Below are 18,462 nucleotides of genomic sequence, written 5' to 3' on the forward strand. Positions count from 1 at the left end.
TGATGACCGATCTACCGCTCTGGAGAAGACTCCTCGGAGCAGCGCTGATGCTGGTCGCGCTGGTCCTCGTGGTCACCTTGTGCCTGTTGTCGTTCACCGGTTCGTTCAAGAAGACGGTCGACATCGTGGTGACCTCGGAGCGCGCAGGCCTGATCCTCAATCCCGGTGCGAAGGTGAAGGTGGACGGCGTCGAAGTGGGCCGGGTCAAGGAATTGCAGTCGGAGGGCGGCAAGGCGCGTCTGGTATTGGCGATCGAGGAGAACCGTGCGTCGGGCATCCCGGCGAACTCGGGTGCAAACATCGCGGCGACAACGGTTTTCGGATCGAAGTTCGTCGAGCTGACACCACCGGTCGATGCGCCGCGTGGACGGCTGAGGGGTGGCGAGGTGATTTCCGCGTCGAATGTCACGACCGAGGTCAACACGGTCTTCCAGAACATCGTCGACGTGACGAACGCGGTGGACGTCGACAAGTTGAAGAGCGCACTCGGGGCACTGGCCGAGGGGCTTCGTGGACAGGGGGCCGAACTCGGCAACACCATCAACCAGTTCAACGAGATCCTGGTCAGATTCAACGCCGAGATGCCGACGTTCACCGACGATGTCCGCAGGAGTGCCCGGGTGGCCGAACTGTACGCCGATCTCGGTCCGCAACTGGTCACCTTGTTGGACACCGGCGCGACCACGTCGAACACGATCGTGCGGCACGCAGCGGACCTCGATCGCCTGCTGATGTCGGCCATCGGCTTCGGGAATGAGGGCTCGGCGGTTCTGGGAGAGAACAAAGAGGATGCGATCACGTTGATACACAACCTGGTTCCCACGACAGCCCTGCTGGAGAAGTATCAGGCCGTGCTCGGGTGCTTGCCCCACGAATCAGTGGTCGACCTGGCGCGCGTGGATCGGATGGGTGCGGGCAACACCGGCTATTCGCTTGATCTCGATGTCTCGCTCAATTTGGGCGACGACGCCTACAAGTACCCGGAGAACCTCCCGAAGGTCGCCGCCAAGGGTGGTCCGAACGGCGAGCCCGGCTGTTATCCGACCATCACCGAGAAGAACTTCCCGGCACCGTATCTGGTGATGAACACCGGTGCCATCCTGACCGGTACCGGAACGTACACACCCCGGATCGGCAACCCGATATTCGCGGACTACCTGTTCGGCAACGTCGGGGGTGGCCGATGAGATCGGCGGCGATCAAATTGGGTCTGTTCATGGCGGTGACCGTGTTGATTCTCGCGCTGCTGGTTGTGGTGTTCGGAGAGGTGAGGTTCCGGTCCAACGACGGATACAAGGCGGTGTTCACCGACTCGTCCGGACTCAAGACCGGCGATTTTGTCCGCATCGCCGGCGTCGAGGTCGGCAAGGTCGAATCGGTCGAGGTGTACAACAACACGTTGTCGCGAGTGACCTTCGACGTCGACGCGGCCAACCCCCTGACCACGCAGACCAGAGCACAGGTCCGGTACGCGAACCTCATCGGCGACCGGTATCTGGAACTCGCCGATCCTGGTGACGGAGGCGGCCGCCTGAACACCGGCGGGACGATCCCCGTCGAACGGACCAGCCCGGCCCTCGATCTCGACGCTCTACTCGGCGGATTCCAGCCGTTGTTCAAAACGCTCGATCCCGACACCGTGAACTCGATCAGCGAACAGATCGTGCACCTGGTGCAGGGCGAAGGTGGCAACATCGATCAGATACTGTCCCAGACAGCAGATTTCACCGACGCGATCGCCGATCGTGACGCTCTCATCGGGGCGGTGGTCACCAATGTCAACACGGTTCTGAAGTCCTTCGACAACAACCGGCAGTCACTGTCGAACGGCTTGGACCAATTGCAGCGGCTGGTCAGCGGTCTGGCCGGCGATGCCGAACCCCTCGCGCAGGCGGTCGCGAACATCAGCGATGCCTCCGGGGCGGTTGCCGCGCTCATGCAGCAGGTGCGTCCGGACATCCGCGAGGATCTCAACCAGATCAGCCGGGTGAGCAGCCTGATCAACGACGACCGGGAATATCTCGACGGCCTGCTGACCCGCCTGCCGGCCGACTATCGTCAGCTCTCACGCCTGGGGCTGTACGGCGACTTCTTCGGCTTCTACCTCTGCGACGTCACCCTCAAGGTCAATGGTCCCGACGGTGAACCGGTGTATCTCGAGCTGGCCAAACAAGGAACCGGGAGGTGCACGCCCTGATGATGGAGTTCCAGCAGGGAAACAGCGTGCGGGTCGGCCTCATCGGTTTGTCGCTGGTGGTGTTGGCGGTGTTGACCGGTATCCAATTCGACCGGCTGCCAATGGTATCCGCCGAGCCCGTCTACAAGGCGTACTTTGCCGAGGCCGCCGGGCTCAAGTCCGGAGACGACGTGGTTGTTGCCGGTGTCCGGGTCGGTCAGGTCGATTCGATCAGCGTCACCGACAGCAACAAGGTGCTCGTCGAGTTCACCGCGGCCGGTGTCGAGGTCGGCGACGACTCCAGAGCTGCCATCAAGAACCGCACCGTTCTGGGCAGTCGACAGTTGCTGCTCGAACCCGCGGGTGACGATCGGCTGAAAAGCGATCAGACCATCGCTCTCGATCACACGACGAGCCCGTACCTCCTCACCGAGAGCCTCGGGGAACTGACCACCACCATCAGCGGCATCAAAACCGACTCGGTCAATTCCGCCCTCGATGAACTGAGCACCACACTCACACAGACGGAGCCGAATCTCGGTGGGGCGCTGAGCGGTGTCGAGCGTCTCTCGACCACCATCAACAGCCGAGACGGACAACTGCGCGAGCTGTTCGACTCCGCGACGTCCCTGACCCAGATTCTCGATGAGCGCAGCGCACAGATCAACTCGATCATCTTGGACGGGAACACTCTCCTCAACAGTCTCGTCCAACGCCGTCGGGCGATCGACGATCTTCTCGTGAACATCGATGGTGTCACCCGCCAGTTGAGTGGATTCGTGGACGACAACACCGATCAGATCGGACCGGCACTCGACGAGCTCAATGCGGCGGTGGAATTGCTCAACAAACACCGCGACGACATCAACAACTCGATCAAGCCTCTGCAGCAATACGCCCAATCTCTCGGCGAATCGGTCGCCTCGGGGCCGTTTTTCAAGGCGTTTGTCACCAATCTGCTTCCAGGACAGTACTTGCAACCGTTCATCGACGCGGCGTACGGCGACTACCGATCGGAGAATCCGATTCCGGGTCCACCGACCGTCAGGCAGGGTCAGAACACCGAACCACCACCCGGAGGGTCACCGTGATCAGAGCGTTCACCACGGCGAATCACTCGGTGCGCACCGCCATTGCCGGTACCTCGCGTCGTACCTGGGTAGCACTCGGCGTGATCATTCTCGTACTGATCGGCGCGTATGCCGGTCATGCTGTCTACAAACAGGTTGTCAACAACAAGGTCACCGCCTACTTCACCGAGACCAAGGGAATCTACGAGGGCGATTCCGTGCTTTTCCTCGGGGTGAAAGTGGGCGCGATCGACTCCATCACCCCGGAACCGTCCCGGGTAAAGGTCACATTCCACTACAACTCGGAATACAAGGTCCCCGCCGGCGCAAAAGTGGTCGTGTTGTCCCCATCGTTGGTGACGGCCAGGGCAATTCAGATGACCCCGGGATATTCTGGTGGACCAACGCTGCCTGACGGTGCCGTTGTGGGCCTCGACCGCACAGCGGTCCCCGTGGAATGGGATGACTTCCGCAAGCAGCTGGAGCGCTTAGGTTCTGCGTTGTCACCGACGCCGGACAACCCGAATGGATCTCTGGGCAGGTTCATCGAAGACGCGGGCGAGGCGCTCGACGGCAAGGGTGAACAGATCAACAACACGCTTACCAAGCTCTCCGACGCGGTGCAGACCTTCGCCGGTAGTCGCGACGACATTTTCACGATCATCAAGGGATTGGAGAAGTTCGTCACCGCGCTCGCCTCCAGCGAACACCAGATCGTTGCGTTCAACGGCCGTCTGGCCAGCATCACCTCGGCGCTGGACAACAGTCACCTCGAGGTCTCGAATGCGCTCGGATCGGTGGATCAGGCCGTTGGGAAATTGACGACTTTCCTTGCCGACAACAAAGACCGTATCGGAACGTCGCTGCAGGACCTGAGCGGATTGTCGGAGACGCTCAAGCGCAGTCAGGGAGACATCGAAGCCCTGCTGCACACAGCGCCAACGGCTTTCGCCAATTTCGTCAACATCTATCAGCCCGCGCAGGGCGTGTTCACCGGCGCGCTGGCCTTCACCAACTTCCAGAATCCCATCCAGTTCATCTGCGGTGCCATCCAATCGGCAAGCCGGATGAACGCCCAAGACGCAGCTCGCCTATGTGTGGAGAAGCTCGGTCCGCTGCTCAGCATGGTGGCGATCAATTATCCGCCTGTCGGTGTCAACCCGATCGTCGGCGTTCAGACCAGGCCTGGTGAAGTGGACTACAGCGAAGAATGGCTGCGCCGGCTCACCACGTCCGACAAGACCCCGACGGGAGGGGGCAGCTGATGAGGCGGCGTACTCCTCGATCGACTCGCGCACTGTGGTCCGTTGTCCTCTCCGGATTGCTGGCAGTACTCGCCGGCTGCTCGAGTTGGGAAGGTCCGAACAGTTTGCCATTGCCCGGTGCGGAAGGCCATGGCGACAATTCCTATACGGTGCAGATCGAATTACCCAATGTCCTCGGTATTCAACAGAACTCGCGCATCTTGTTGAATGACGTGAACGTAGGGTCGATCACAGACGTCACGGTGACCGATTGGCACGCCATCGTCACGGCGACGATCAAGGCGGGCACGGTGATTCCGGGCAATACCATCGCAAAGGTCGGCCAGACGAGCCTGCTCGGTACCCTGCACGTCGAGTTCGATCTCCCGGACGGTGAAGAGCCCGAGGGGTCGCTGGCACCAGGGACCCGGATCCCACTCGATCGGGCCGGTGCCTACCCCTCCACCGAGGAGACACTGGCAGCGGTGTCGGTTGTGCTCAACGGGGGCGGTCTGTCCGAACTGGCCGAGGTGCAGCAGGAGATCGCCCTGGCGCTGCGGAGCAGCGAACCGAACAATCGAGAGATGATCGAGAACCTGGCCCGGTTCACCACATCGATTGCCGGGCAGACCGATTCGATCGTCGAGGCAATTGATGGCGTCAACCGACTGGCCGGACAGCTGGCGGCCGACAAGCCCGTGCTCGACCGTGCGCTACGCGACATTCCCGCTGCGATCGACGTGGTGGGGCAACGTCAGCAGCAGGTGGTCGACGCCATCAACGCCGTGGGCGGTCTCGCGGACAACACCAATCAGATCGTCAGCCGCGCGGGTGACGATCTCGATGCGAACCTCGAGAGTCTTGCGCCGGCACTTCGAGCTCTGGCCAACAGCGGACGCGATCTGACCCGTTCCCTGGGATTGCTCGCCACGTATCCATGGCCGGAGACCGGTGTCCAGAAGTTCATCCGGGGCGATTACGCCAACCTGTCGGCGGTCATCGACCTGACCCTCGGGCGCCTCGACTCATCGTTCCTCACGGGCACACCCTACGAGGGGTCGTGGGCAGCGCTGGAGATCGCAATGGGACGCAAGACCGGCATCATGCCGCGGCCGGGCGACACCAATCCGCTGGCGATTCCGACTTCCGGGGGGCGTTGATGGTATTGACAAGATTCGTCCGGTTCCAGCTGGTGGTCTTCACCGCGATCACAGTTGTTGCCCTGGTGGTGATGGCCACCATCTACATGCAGGCGCCGGCTGCGGTCGGTCTGGGCAAACAGACGCTGTACGTGCAGCTTCCGGAGACCGGCGGCATATACGGAACAGCCAATGTGACGTATCGGGGTGTGACGGTGGGCAAGGTGCAAGACGTCACGCTGCGGCCCGACGGGGTGCTGGTCAAGGCGCAGATCAACAGTGGCGAGCACATACCTGCCGACCTGACGGCGGAGGTTCACAGCCAGTCCGCGATCGGGGAGCAGTACATCGACCTCGTGCCACGAAGGGCGGGCGTGCCGTTCCTCTCGGACGGATACACCATCCCGGTCGATCAGGTGACCGTTCCGCAACAGATCGGCCCGATGATCGACCAGGTCGACACCGCGCTGGACACTCTGGAGCCGGGCGCGGTCACCAAGTTGATCGACGAATCACATCTCGCCCTGAACGGCACCGGGCCCGCGCTGGCCCAATTGCTGACCGGCAGTTCGGAGTTGGTCACCGATGCGCGCGGGAACCTCGACACCATGTCGCGGCTGGTGGCCAATGCGCAACCACTTCTGCGATCTCAGATCGATTCCGAGGAGGCGATCGCGGCGTGGGTGACCACCGCCGCCGACATCACCTCCCAAACGGCGCAGCGAGACGCCGAGTTCGAGCGGATCCTCGCCAACGGTCCGCGTGCCGCGGACGAAGCGAATGCCCTCTTTCAGAAGGTACGCCCGACGTTGCCGATCTTGCTGGCGAACATGGTGTCGCTAAGCCAGGTTGCGGTGACCTACAACGCGTCCCTCGAACAGTTGCTGGTGCTGCTGCCCCAGGGTGTCTCGGGAGAGCAGGCGATCACGGTGACCAACAACCACACCACCGGTCGGGGCACCTTCGCCTTCAACCTCAACCTGAACCTGCCCGAACCCTGCACGGTGGGATTCCTGCCTGCCGGAGAACGCCGGGATGGAACCGCCGTCGACGCGCCCCAACGCACCGATGCGCCGCTGTATTGTGCGATTCCGCAGGATGATCCGAATGCGGTCCGCGGTGCCAGGAATCTGCCCTGCATGGACAAACCCGGTAAACGCGCCCCGACGGTCGAGATCTGCAAGAGCGATCAGGAGTACGTCCCGCAGGGTGAGGGTTCGTGGATCGGTCCGCCGAGGCCCGTCAACTTCACCGAGGACGACGGCACGCCGGCCGTCGGTGTGCTCGACAGTGGGCAGTCAACCTACAATCCGCGGTCCGGCGAATACGTGGGGCCTGATGGGAAAACCTATGTGGTCGAGGGGAACTCGACCGCACAGCAGCGTCAGCTCGACACGCTCCTGTTGCCGGTCGGTTAGGGGCGGCGCCCCACCCGGTAGTGCCGCGCCGGAGGCGACGGCAGACAACCGGGCTCGAGACAACAAGAAACGAGACGCTCCGCGGCGTGCGCGGAGCGTCTCGTTTGTGATCAGACGCCGGTGGTCACCGGAAGCCGACCGACTTCGTCTGAAGGTACTGTTCGAATCCTTCGATGCCGCCCTGTCGCCCGTAACCGCTTTGCTTGTAACCGCCGAACGGAGCGTCGGGGCCGTAGAACATCGCACCGTTGACATTGAGTGAGCCGGTCCGGATTCCCCGCGTCACCTTGTCGAGACGCTCGGGCGAGGTGCCGAACAGGTAGCCGGACAATCCGTATGCGCTGTCGTTGGCAATGCGGATCGCGTCGTCGTCATCATCGAAACCGATGACTGCCAGAACCGGTCCGAAGATTTCTTCCTGGGCGATGGCCATCGAGTTGTCCACATCGGCGAAGACCGTGGGTTGGACGAAGTATCCGCGTTCGAGTTCCGGTGGTCGTTGTCCGCCGACAGTCACCCGGGCACCTTCCTGCTTGCCCTTCTCGATGTAACCGAGGACGCGCTCGTGCTGTTTCTTGTTCGCCTGCGGGCCCGAGAAGGTTCCCGGATTGGTCGGATCGCCATAGGCGATGGAGCCGAAGACCGCGGTGGCCAGCTCAACTGCCTCGTCATAACGGTTGCGCGGCACCAGCAAGCGACTCGGCAGTGCACAACCCTGACCGGCATGCATGGCGGCCACCATCGACATCTGCACCGCAGGTTCGAAATCGGCGTCGTCCAGGACGACGATGGCCGACTTGCCGCCGAGTTCGAGGAACGTCCGCTTGAGAGTCGGAGCGCCCAGTTCTGCGACCAGCCGGCCCACACCGGTGGAACCGGTGAACGACACCAGGTCGACTCGGGGATCGGTCAACAATTGCTGAGCCACCGAATTGTCCGACGTCGTCACCACGTTGAGCACGCCATCGGGGATGTCTGTCTTCTCGGCGACCAGTCGCCCGATTCGTGTTGCACTCCAGGGGGTGTCGGGGGCGGGCTTGAGCACAACGGTATTGCCGGTCGCCAGGGCCGGGGCGATCTTGTTCGCGGCCACCTCGAACGGGAAATTCCACGGCGTGATGGCGGCCACCACGCCGACGGCCTCTTTGTGAACGCGACGATTGTTGGTGCCGCCGAACAGTTCGGTGACCGGAAGATCTCTCTCCCAGGGGAATTCGCTGATCAGCTGTGCCGGGTGAGCAAACGCGTCAGCGAGCGGCCACTCGAGCTGAGCGAGATAGGTGACCGAGACCGGCGTTCCGGCCTCGGCGACGAGTTCTGCTCGCAGCTGCTCCTTCTCCTCATTCAGCGCGGTGTGGAGCTGTTCGAGGCAATGCTGCCGGAAGCTGTGGTTCGTGGACCAGTCGGTGGTGTCGAACGCCGTTCGCGCTGCGGCGATCGCTCGGTCCATGTCGGCAGCAGATGCGTCGGCAGTGGTTCCGATGACCTCTTCCGTGGCGGGGTTGATGTTGTCGTACCGGGCGCCCGAAGCCGCCTCCGACAGTGAGCCGTTGATCAGCATCCGTGGTTCGCCGTGTTCGACGCCCGCAGTGGTGGAACTTGTCATGGCCGTGCACTCTCCTTGGTGATGCTCATCAGTTGTCCTTCGAGAAAACCTTGTCCGCGAGGTGATCGGGCGACTCTGCGATCAGATCGAGTGGCCCGGAGGCGAGAACGGACCAGAGGAGTCCAAGGTCCGCCTTGCGTTCGGCCGCGGCAGTTGTGCACGCGGCGATGTCCTTGCGCAGGAACGGCGATGCAACCGACTCGAAGGTATCGAGACCACCGACCTGCCGTACACGCGAGGATGCGCTGCTTCCGCCACTGCAGACGGCCAATGCGTCCAGGAGAGCTCTGGGCTCGACACCGAGTTGTACACCCAATGATGTTGCAGCAGCAACGAGTTGTGAGTTCGCGGCGAACAGCACGTTGTTGATGAGCTTGATGTCGAGAGCAGTTCCCAGGGCGCCGGTCGCGATGATCGGATTGGCATATGCGCTGAGCACTGCCGAAGCCCGGTCGACTGCCGCTGAGGGTCCGCCGATGAGAACGGTGAGCGTGCCCGAGGCGATCTCGTCCGCGGTGCCACTGACGGGGGCGTCCAGGATGATCGGCGCCGCCGGATCGGCACCGAGTTCTTGAAGGGTTGCGACCGTGCCCGTCGTGTGCGACACGAAGATCGCACCTTGCCGAGCATTCGCGATGAAACCCTCTTCCCCAGAACCCAATTCTCGGAGCTGGGCATCGGAGAACAGGCACGAGATCAGCACGTCGCTTCGGCGGGCGAGGTCGGCAACCGACTTCGCGAGTTCGGCTCCCTGGGCGAGGAGCTGGTGCCTGACCTCGTCGCGACGCGCGAAGACGAGGACCCGGTGGCCTGCGCCGAGTAGGCGGGTCACCATCGGGCCGCCCAGTTGGCCGGCCCCGATGAAACCGATGGTGTCTGTCATGGTGTCCTTTCGAACGAGCAGCCGCCAGGGCGGCCTAGTCGGTGACCGCCAGTGCACGTTCGGGACAGGCGTTGGCGCCGGCAATAGCGCTCTGTCGCGCTTCAGCGCCGTCCACGTGGTCGGGGGGCGGAAGACAGTAACCGTCGTCATCGAGATCGTAGATCTCAGGGGCTGTTGCGCTGCACAGTGCGTGACCGACGCACCGTGCCTGATCGAGTTTGATGCTCGTCACCGGTAGTTTTCCGTCCTGTTGTGCGAAGCGTGTCTACTGTGGGGCCGTCGCCGCCCGGCGAGCACCAGGCGTGAAGCGGATGGGAAGATGCCGTACCGCGTGTACTTCACCGGCGTCCTCGAACAGTTCTGCCTCGCCGTCCAGTTCGAAATCGGGCAGGCGCTCCAGAATCTCGGAAATCATCTCCTGAAACATCATTCTGGCCAGGTGAGATCCGAGGCATCGATGTTGTCCGACACCAAAGGCCAGGTGTCGCTTGTTGTCTCGCCAGAAGTCGATGGTCTCAGGGCTTTCGAAGACGTCTGGGTCGTGATTGGCTGCAGCCCACATCAGGATGGCCCGGTCACCTGCCTGTAGGTTCTGGCCGTGGAAGTCCGTATCGCGGGAGACGGTGCGAGCCAGGCCCAATGTGGGACTCGAGTGCCGTAGAAATTCTTCGGTGGCGGGCTTGAGCATGTCCGGTTCGTCGATGAGTGTCTGGCGGAGTTCGGGTTGTTCGATCATCCGCAGCAGGGCATTGCCGGTCAGTCCGCTCGTGGTGTCCATGCCGCCGAGCATCATCAAGAACGTGTACATCGTGATCTGGATGTCGTCGAGCGGTACCCCGTCGACCTGACCGGACAAGATGCGGCCGAACAGGTCGTCGCCGAGCGCTCCCTCGCGCCGTTCCTGCATGTGTTTGCCGATCTCACCGAACAGTTCCATACCCGCCGCCGCGGCGGTGTCTTCGTCTTGGGTGCGGTCGTGCACAACCGTGTGCACCCACTTGACCCATTCGAGATATCGCGTCTCGTCGAAGCCGAGGACGTGCAACATCGTCTTGGCTGGCAGTGGCGTTGTCAGTTCGGCGACGATGTCACAGTGGCCCCGCTCGATGAATTCGTCCACCATGTCTTGGGCCATCTGGCGGACTTGGGGCCGAAGCTCCTCGGCAACCTGCGGTGAGAACTGCTTGAGTGTGATTGCCCTGAGTTGTTTGGTGAGCGGCGGATCGGATTCGATCGGCAAGATCGGGTACGGCATGCCGCTGGCGGGGACCCCGACGGACGGATAGCTGTTGAAGAGGTCGTCATCTCGTGCGGCGTCGAAGACGGAGTCGTAGTCCAGAAATGCCCAGAAGCCACCGTATTGGTCCGAACGCGCCATCGGACAGGCGGCGCGCAACTCTTTGAAGATTGCATACGGGTCCGCGCGGAACTCCGGCGAATGATGGTCCAGGGTAGCGCCGGTGAACGGGCAGGCGGATTGTTCGATCGTCATTGGCATCCTTTGCTCGGTTGGCGGCTCCCGCAGATCGCAAGCGACGGGACCGCGAGAGCGGGCGGCGGCGATCGGGAACCACATTCAGGGCTGAACTACAATTCTGCAAAGATGTAGTATGTACAACAGACTAGATCACATCGTTGGACACGTCAACGGGTCAAAGGTGCAAACATATGACTGATTCGATCGCCGACGGCGTGTCGTCAAGAGCGCCCGCATGGGGTGCGGATACGCCGGCAGGGGAGGCCGAGGCACGAGAACGACTGCTGGACGCGGCGGAGGCATGTTACGCCGCGCGCGGACCCCGCCGTACGTCGATGAGCAACATCGCAAGCATGGCAGGCGTGCACCGCACCACCGTTTACACCTACTTCCCGAACAAGGATGCGATGTTGGCGGCATGCTTTGTGCGGGCCACCGCCGGTGTGCTGAAGGCGGCCGACCCCGAGTTCGACTCGGAAGGGCCATTTCTCGAGAAGCTCGTGCGGGCGTGGATTGCGGGGATGAACGCGGCTCGCTCGTCATCGATTATTCGGCTCCTCGTCGATGATGAAGAAGTTGCTGGGACCTACCGAGCGGCTGAAGCATCTGAATTGTGGCGAGAAGCGGTGACATCCCAGCTCGAGGGACGAATGGTCGAGGCAATGCGCGCGGGCGAAGTCCGCGATGATCTTCCGGTCGAAACGTTGGCCCGCTGGGTGATCCGTTGTGTGTTCAGCTTCATCGCCGAGCCAGGTCACATCGATGACGGCGGTGACGAAGGATTGATGCGCGCCTTTGTGATTCCGTCTCTGGAACCACGACGCCCGCCGGGGAGATGACGCCCGACGGGAATGGCCCCGCCGCCTTGCCAATATCAGATCTGGTACAGCACAGCGGATTTGATTTGAGGTCGATGATTTGTTCTTCGGTGAGGCCGAGATCGGTCAGGACGGTGTCGGTGTGTTCGCGGTGGGTGGGGGCGCGGTGTACTCGCAGGGGTGTTTTGTTGAATTGGACTGGGCTGGCGGCGAGGCGAATCGTTGTAGTCGGTGCCGGTGCTACGGGTGTGGCTGCGGCGATGGCCAGACCGCCGTAGGAGCCGCCGAACGCGGCCGCTGCACGGGGAGATAGTCGCCGTTGCCAGCTGCGTAGGCTTCTGCGATCCCGCCGCGGAGATCTTCGCGGGGTGAGCACTCCAGTTTGAGTTGCGATCTCGCGGTGGTGGCGAAATCCGACGAGGAACAGCTGATCACGCCGACGAGATACCTTTCGTCAGCTCAATGCTCTGGCCTTGATGGGTCAATGTCACTGAGGAACCGGGGACGCGTTCACTGGAAACTCTCGACTACAAAGCCGGTCGGAGCAACCGAAATCGAGTCGACGTGACGCTCGGAGCCACTGCCTAGACCGGCGGACGCCATCCGTAGGGCAGTTGGGCACCCGCCATGAGGAAAGTATGGTGGGGGGCTTCTTGGAAGGGCGGTCCGAGGGGGCTGGAAGGCTGGGTGTAGACCGGTTCGACCTTCGCAACTGGCTCCCATGGAGTTACTTACAAACGAAAGCGTAAAGTCATCGTGCGGAGCTGACGCCAAATAGTAGATATACGTCAGTCCGGTCGGGGGATAGGTGCCCGTGCTACTAGGCTGTGGCAGTGCTTTCAGTCATTCGGTTGGGCTAACTGGGTGGGGTCAACTATCTGGGCAGGAATGCGAGGCGTCAGGCGCCGAAACTGAAGCTGCGATCAGGTGATGTGGAGAGGCCGGCACGTCACTCGCATCGCGAAGTTGTGAAAGATCCCACAATCACCGTAGATGTAATGAGTTTAACATTTACATCATTTTTCCGACCTATGTTTGTGGGGAGCGGCGTTGTTGAGTGAAAGCACCGATCGTCTAGCGGGAGGGCCTCTTCCGCCATCGAACGCCCCGTGGCTGGTGGAGATCGGCGGGTGGATCGCGTTTGTCGGCGTGGCGGGCTTGTTGCTCTACCGCTGGCGAAAGAACGGTCAACCTGACCTCGCGGCTCTGCTCTTCATCGGCTGCTTCACCATGTGGTGGCAGGAGTTCTACGCCGACTGGGGCGCCTACCTGTATTACAACCCTGATCTGGCCCAATTGCCTTGGGGCGCGTCACCATACACGACGCCGAACAAGCCGGTCTATGTCCTGGCAGGTTACGGCTGGTTCTATGCAGGCGGGTTCGCGGCGGTACTCACGCTGTTCCGCTGGTTCCGACGCAGCTACTCGTCCGTGAACTACGTTCTTGCCCTTGTGATCACGGTGTTCATACCGTTCATGCTGTGGAACTTTGTCACCGCTGACGGCGTGTCTTACGTGACGAACTGGTTTCAGTATCTGGAATCGATCGGACCGACTATCCACACCGACAAGGGTGGCCTGCAACTCATCTATCAGGGTATTTCGCTGTCGCTGTTCGCCGTTGCTGTTGTCGTCAGCCTCGATCGTCGAGACGCAGACGGGCGCCCCTGGTTCGAAAGGGTACTGGGTGTTCGGCCGGTGATCACCGGATGGAAACAGCGCGCTCACCAGATTGTCGCGTGGATCATCGGGATGAACATTCTTTACGGGGTGTTCCTGACGCTGCCTCTGGTGATCGCCCGAATCTTGTTCTTCCCCGACAACCCATGGGTACCCAACCCATAGTGATGACGAGTTGTCGTGAGGTGGACCGATCAGCACGATGTGCCCAGATCACACGTGAATCCGGATGGCCCGGCAACCTGGTTACGAAACCGAGCTCGCAAGAAGGGTCACCGCGCTGATTGCCCGCGGAGAGGCGGTGGCGACACCAGGGCACTCGAGTTGCGCGCTCCCCTGTGTCCGAGGGAGTCAGGTGCCAACAAGTCCCGTGATGATCCGAAACCCAAGAGTGGCCATGTGCATCCGCGGTTGCGGATGCACATGGCCACGGTGCCGACTCGTCGTGCTCGCGGCTAACTGCCCGGCATCTTGTAGAGCGCTGGATCAGCCGCGATCTTCTGATAGTCGGACAGGTTCCCGTCCTTGTCCGCAGTGGCGAGGATGCCGTCAGCGCTGCAGATGTTCGGAGCAAACGCGATCGGCTTGCTGTTGCACTGGAACAATATCCCTCCGCTGTTCGGGTATTCGGTCGGAGGCGCGGTTTTCAACGCTGCCAGCACGCCCGCAGGGGACGTATCGGTGATGTTCGCTGCATTGAGAGCGTTGACGGTGCCGAGCGCAGGAGCGTAACCGGCCGATGTCATCGACGAAATATCGGCACCATCACCGTATTTGGCGATGATCGCCGAGAACAGTTTGCCGTCTGGCGTTGTCGTGTCCAGATCAGCCGAGACCGCAACCTTCAGCCCCTCGTAACCACCTGGGATCGAGGCGGCGTTACCCGCAGCGATGCACCGCTCGATAATGGACATCTTCGCGTCAGGATCAACAGTCTTGACCGCCTTGATCGCACTCGTGCAGAAGTCGGCCGACCCGTTGATGTGGTACAGTCCGGGATTGTCGTTGGCAGCACTGGTGATCTGTGGGGTCATGTCGGCAACACCGGGCGCGATTGAAGTCGTGGTGACGCTCAATCCTGCGTTCTTGAACAGTGTCTCACCGATCTTGGCGGCGCCTTCCGCGGCTGGCACCGCAATGACAATCTGGTCAACACTCTTGATACCTTCGTCGGCAGCCCAGCCCGCCGGACCACCGAAGTAGGACAGCCCGTTGAACATCGAGAAGATCCCGGGCGTCGTCAGCCCGGCCTGGGTCGACTGAGTATGATTGATCATGGGGATTCCGGCCGGGGCCAGGACTGAAATCACTTGGTCGGCCTGACCATTGGATCCGCCCAGTACCGCTGAGACCTTCGCCGCAACCATTTGGCTCGCACAGTCGGTGGCACCGGTTGGTACACCGAGCGATTCACAGACCTTCAATGTGATCGGGTGCCCACCCAGTCCGCCGAGGTATTCGTTCGCATAATTGATAGCTGCGATCGCGCCCTTGGTCTCATCGACCGAGTTGATGGTCTGTCCGGCGCCCTCCCCGATGAACCCGAAGGTGACGGGGGTACCGGTGGCCTTGTTGGGAGCCCCCAGAGCCGACTCGTCTGCGGTTGCTTCAGCAGAACCGCCGTCGTCGGAGGAACTGCACGCAGCAAGACCGACAACGAGAACCCCGGCACAGAGCGCGGACGCGATACGCGTTCGACGTCGTTGACTTTTCATACTTCTCCTTGTGTTGGACCCGACGATCGGGGATTGTGACAAGCGTTCGAGAGCTGGCCCGAACGGAGTCTTGTTGTGGGCAGAGGGATATGGGGTCATCACCGACTCACTGATGACTCCGTCTCGGGGATGATCCTGTCCTGGGTGGAGGTTGAGTCAAGCCGAGAATAGGTCAACACCCAAAGATCGTGCGGCGTTTTGAAAAAGTACAAAACACCGTTTCATTAGACGGATTGAGCTGGCCCTCGAAGGAGGGCGGATCACGTCACTCGTCGTGGCTCTGAGGCCGTCGTATCGATGCCGGTCTTTGGTGGCGCAAGCGGTCCACGGTCTATTGGCGCACTTGCGGAACCGAAAGCCACCGACTCCCGCAAGACCATCGAATCACCGAGACATGTTACAGCGCAGTGCAATCAGGCCACCAGGTAGAAGGTCTGAGGACTCGCACAAGGAGCCCGGTTGCCGCCTTCGTTGGCGCCGCGGCGGGCCCGATAGGAACCCGCCAGTGGGCAGTTCGACCAAAGTCGTTGGCGGTCAACGAAGTTGTCTCGAACTCTAATCGAGCCAGCACCGGCAAGGTGGGCCCCTTTACAGCCCGTTGGTTGGTCAATACCCAGGATTGGGTCTGCGCTATGAGCCCAACGATCAGTGGTGTGTGAAAGGCTGGGGTTTGTGATGGGTGACCATCGCTGAACCGGCGGGGCCGAGCAGCATTTGAGCCCGCTGACAATGGCGGTTGAACAGATGCAGCAATTCCTTGTCGTGTGCTCCGTCATTCTTCAGGACAAACTCCTCGAGGGCGGCATCGCCCGCTTGCGGTGACGCCGGTCGTGAACCGAGCAGCTGCTCGAGATCATCGAGGTTCGCCTGATCCAGGATGGGGCCGATCTCGTTGACCCGCTGCAGGTGGCGGGCGAGCCGAAAGGCGAGGCGTGCTTCGTATTTGCTCTGCTCATCGCCTGCGGGAAAGTGGCGTAGTGATGCCACCAGATGTGCGTATGCTTCACGTGCAGGCGACTGCCCGTTCGTAGGAGTGGCAAGTGCTTCCAGACTGATTTCCCAGGCATCGGCGAAGGCCTCGACCATCATGACGTTTGTCTCGGCGCACCACTGCAGGTTTGTCATGTACGCCGACCCCAGGGGTGGCTCCGCCAATGCCTTGTGGAAGGCTAACTGGTTGGTGAGGCTGAATGCCATGTTGTAGTACTCGATCGCATCCAGATCTACCGGCTGGCCACCTTGCTCTTCGTACCGCCGGTAGAGCTCATCGAACTTCCCGTAATTCATCACGGTGTCGCGAGCCCGCCACGCAGCGAGGTCCATCATCGGGTCGCCGACGTGACCCAGCTCGACGTCGATGATTGCGTTGATCTTGCCGTCGCTGTGCATGAACTGCCCGGAATCCCAGACGACCGCAGTCTCGCGACCCTTGCTGTCCAGAGGATTGCGATCGAACCACGCAAGCCCCCACTCCATGAGTGGATCGGGTCGCACCTTCGATGCTCGGTACGAGTCGCCGAACGCCTTGATTCCTGGCCTGCTGGAATCAGAGGGATTGCCCGCGCGAGTGATACCGACATCGGAGAACCTGTCGACGTCGAGAGCATGGATTCTAGCCAGGATCCCCACGTACTCCTCGACCACCGCACGGCGCTCGGCGTCGGTCGATCTGGCGAAGTCGGCCTCTCCTGTGACTCGATCCATCGCGTAGAACTTGGGTTCCGAAGACCACCCGTACACCTTGGGTACCGGGATGTCCGCGTCCTGCAGTACGGACTGAAACTTCATCTCGTGCTCGAGAGGAAAGGCAGAAGCACTGTCGACACGCTCTCCACGAATACACAGTTCGAGCACTGTTCCATCGCGCTCCACATCGGCAAACCACACTGGCCGCCACCGCGCCTGACGACTGAGGAATGTGACCTCACCGAGAGTCTCGGTGAGCCACTTCTCGACGTCGTCGTCGGTGGGAACGGTCTCGTTGTGGCCAGTGGTTTGCATTCGCGCGGAACCTCTTTCATCACAGTTGTCAGGTCGATCTCGTGCCGCGGCCGTCTCTACGGGTTGGCGAATGGTCCGTGGAGCTCACGTATCCGACACTCTACATAAGGTGTCGGATGCAGGATAGGTGTTTTCGTGACAAACTCGGTAGGTGCCCGCCGACAGTGCTCCTCGACGATGGCGTGGATCGCCGCCGACAGATGCGCACGAGGCCCGAAGCCAGATCCTCGATGCCGTCGAGCGTTGTGTCCGCCGATTCGGGACGGCAAAGACCACCGTGCAGGATGTTGCGCGCGAGGCCGGCGTGCATCGGTCCACGGTGTACGAATACTTTCCGGGTCGCGACCCGCTGTTTGTCGCCGCATTCGCGCGCGAGAGTGCGGCGATATACGGCAAAGTCTCCCACCATCTGCGGCGCCGCCCGATGATTCCGGGCCTCATCGATGCGATCGCCGAAGGACTGGAGTTGGTGGAGGCGTCCGAGTTCGCGTCGTTGCTGCTCGGACGCGACGGAGTTGGCCCCACCGTGAGCGCGGCGGCCGCGTCGGAGGCCTGGGATCGTGCGATCCAGGCCGGACTGACCGGCCCTGTCACAGCTGCGGTCGACGGAGGTGAGGTGCGTTCGGATGTTCCGGTGGACGAAATCATCCGCTGGATCGTGCGAGTGGCCTTGTCGGTCACCTCCGAACCGCCGGCGGACCTGAGGCTGACTCTGCACAGATTTTTGGCGCCATCACTCGTGCCGCCGGCTCTGCGCGCAGGCGAGCAGGACAGCGGGACAGGACAATCGACAGAGGCAGGACCCAACGCCCATTCACGTGATGCCGCCGGCGAATAGTGTGTCGCGAAGGTGTCTCCGTCGGGCGAATGGGCTCGCATGGACCGGACGCGCCGACAGTCTCGGAAGTGCTGTCAGGCTAGACGTGCGCTTCAATGACGACGGTGACGATGTTGAGGTTGCGGTCATCGGTATCAAGGCACCCCGCGCAGAAGCGGCAGGCGTGGTCGGGCAGTGTCTCGGGGAGTCCTGAGGAATCTCGAGGGCTGATGGCACCTGAGCCTGGTCGGGAGAACAAGCCGATAGGATCGATCCACTACGCAGCCGTGGTCGTCCTGTGGCCAGTCCGTCACTGCTTCACCTCGTGGTCGCTTCCGCGCGTCGAGCGATCGAAACGGTGGTGCCTAGGTATATGAGAGTGGTCGATTACCTGGACACGCCTAAGGTTTCGGTACCC

15 protein-coding genes are annotated in these 18,462 nt (G+C 61.7%); 9 read left to right on the top strand and 6 right to left on the bottom strand.

From position 1 onward, the window contains the following. Positions 1–2 precede the first annotated feature (2 nt). From MVA47_RS06070 to MVA47_RS06095, 6 genes are read left to right on the top strand one after another with little or no spacing between them, the layout of a single operon-like run. Entirely contained in the window at positions 3–1,187 is a 1,185-nt protein-coding gene (locus MVA47_RS06070) for an MCE family protein (protein WP_247207099.1), read from the top strand. Next, a complete protein-coding gene (locus MVA47_RS06075; protein ID WP_247207100.1) occupies positions 1,184–2,197 on the top strand; it encodes an MCE family protein in 1,014 nt (337 codons plus the stop codon). Before MVA47_RS06070 ends, MVA47_RS06075 begins: the two co-directional genes overlap by 4 nt. Then, positions 2,185–3,267 (top strand): MCE family protein, encoded by a 1,083-nt coding sequence (locus MVA47_RS06080; protein WP_247207101.1) that lies wholly within the window; start codon positions 2,185–2,187, stop codon positions 3,265–3,267. Before MVA47_RS06075 ends, MVA47_RS06080 begins: the two co-directional genes overlap by 13 nt. Then, positions 3,264–4,511: an MCE family protein gene (locus MVA47_RS06085; RefSeq protein ID WP_247207102.1), complete on the top strand. Its 1,248-nt coding sequence runs from the start codon at positions 3,264–3,266 to the stop codon at positions 4,509–4,511. The genes MVA47_RS06080 and MVA47_RS06085 overlap by 4 nt, the downstream gene beginning before the upstream one ends. After that, the gene (locus MVA47_RS06090; RefSeq protein ID WP_247207103.1) at positions 4,511–5,650 is read left to right on the top strand and encodes an MCE family protein; all 1,140 of its coding nucleotides are present in this window, start codon (positions 4,511–4,513) and stop codon (positions 5,648–5,650) included. Before MVA47_RS06085 ends, MVA47_RS06090 begins: the two co-directional genes overlap by 1 nt. After that, a complete protein-coding gene (locus MVA47_RS06095) occupies positions 5,650–7,047 on the top strand; it encodes an MCE family protein (RefSeq protein ID WP_247207104.1) in 1,398 nt (465 codons plus the stop codon). The genes MVA47_RS06090 and MVA47_RS06095 overlap by 1 nt, the downstream gene beginning before the upstream one ends. Positions 7,048–7,171: 124 nt before the next feature. On the opposite strand, the gene MVA47_RS06100 is transcribed toward MVA47_RS06095, so the two are convergent. The 4 genes from MVA47_RS06100 to MVA47_RS06115 are packed head-to-tail and all read right to left on the bottom strand — an operon-like array spanning position 7,172 to position 11,028. Beyond that, positions 7,172–8,653: an aldehyde dehydrogenase family protein gene (locus MVA47_RS06100; protein WP_247207105.1), complete on the bottom strand. Its 1,482-nt coding sequence runs from the start codon at positions 8,651–8,653 to the stop codon at positions 7,172–7,174. A gap of 28 nt (positions 8,654–8,681) precedes the next feature. Then, entirely contained in the window at positions 8,682–9,536 is an 855-nt protein-coding gene (locus MVA47_RS06105; RefSeq protein WP_247207106.1) for an NAD(P)-dependent oxidoreductase, read from the bottom strand. Positions 9,537–9,570: 34 nt separating this feature from the next. Next, positions 9,571–9,768, bottom strand: coding sequence for a ferredoxin (locus MVA47_RS06110; RefSeq protein WP_247207107.1), 198 nt, complete (start codon positions 9,766–9,768; stop codon positions 9,571–9,573). Positions 9,769–9,801: 33 nt separating this feature from the next. Further along, on the bottom strand, positions 9,802–11,028 hold the full coding sequence (locus MVA47_RS06115; protein WP_247207108.1) for a cytochrome P450: 1,227 nt from the start codon (positions 11,026–11,028) through the stop codon (positions 9,802–9,804). Positions 11,029–11,204: 176 nt separating this feature from the next. Between MVA47_RS06115 and MVA47_RS06120 the strand changes: the two genes are divergently transcribed. After that, on the top strand, positions 11,205–11,852 hold the full coding sequence (locus MVA47_RS06120) for a TetR/AcrR family transcriptional regulator (RefSeq protein WP_247207109.1): 648 nt from the start codon (positions 11,205–11,207) through the stop codon (positions 11,850–11,852). A 1,032-nt stretch (positions 11,853–12,884) separates the two neighbouring features. Next, positions 12,885–13,676 (top strand): spirocyclase AveC family protein, encoded by a 792-nt coding sequence (locus tag MVA47_RS06125; protein WP_247207110.1) that lies wholly within the window; start codon positions 12,885–12,887, stop codon positions 13,674–13,676. A gap of 290 nt (positions 13,677–13,966) precedes the next feature. Here the strand turns inward: MVA47_RS06125 and MVA47_RS06130 are convergent, their stop codons facing one another. Together MVA47_RS06130 and MVA47_RS06135 are read right to left on the bottom strand one after the other, a co-directional pair. Beyond that, entirely contained in the window at positions 13,967–15,226 is a 1,260-nt protein-coding gene (locus MVA47_RS06130; protein ID WP_247207111.1) for an ABC transporter substrate-binding protein, read from the bottom strand. A 645-nt stretch (positions 15,227–15,871) separates the two neighbouring features. Then, positions 15,872–17,227, bottom strand: a complete 1,356-nt coding sequence (locus MVA47_RS06135) for a phosphotransferase family protein (protein ID WP_247207112.1) — start codon at positions 17,225–17,227, stop codon at positions 15,872–15,874. A gap of 151 nt (positions 17,228–17,378) precedes the next feature. Here MVA47_RS06135 and MVA47_RS06140 point away from each other — a divergent pair, with 151 nt between their 5' ends. Further along, on the top strand, positions 17,379–18,065 hold the full coding sequence (locus MVA47_RS06140) for a TetR/AcrR family transcriptional regulator (RefSeq protein ID WP_247207113.1): 687 nt from the start codon (positions 17,379–17,381) through the stop codon (positions 18,063–18,065). Positions 18,066–18,462 lie beyond the last annotated feature (397 nt).

The organism is Williamsia sp. DF01-3, assembly GCF_023051145.1.
Lineage (GTDB): Bacteria > Actinomycetota > Actinomycetes > Mycobacteriales > Mycobacteriaceae > Williamsia.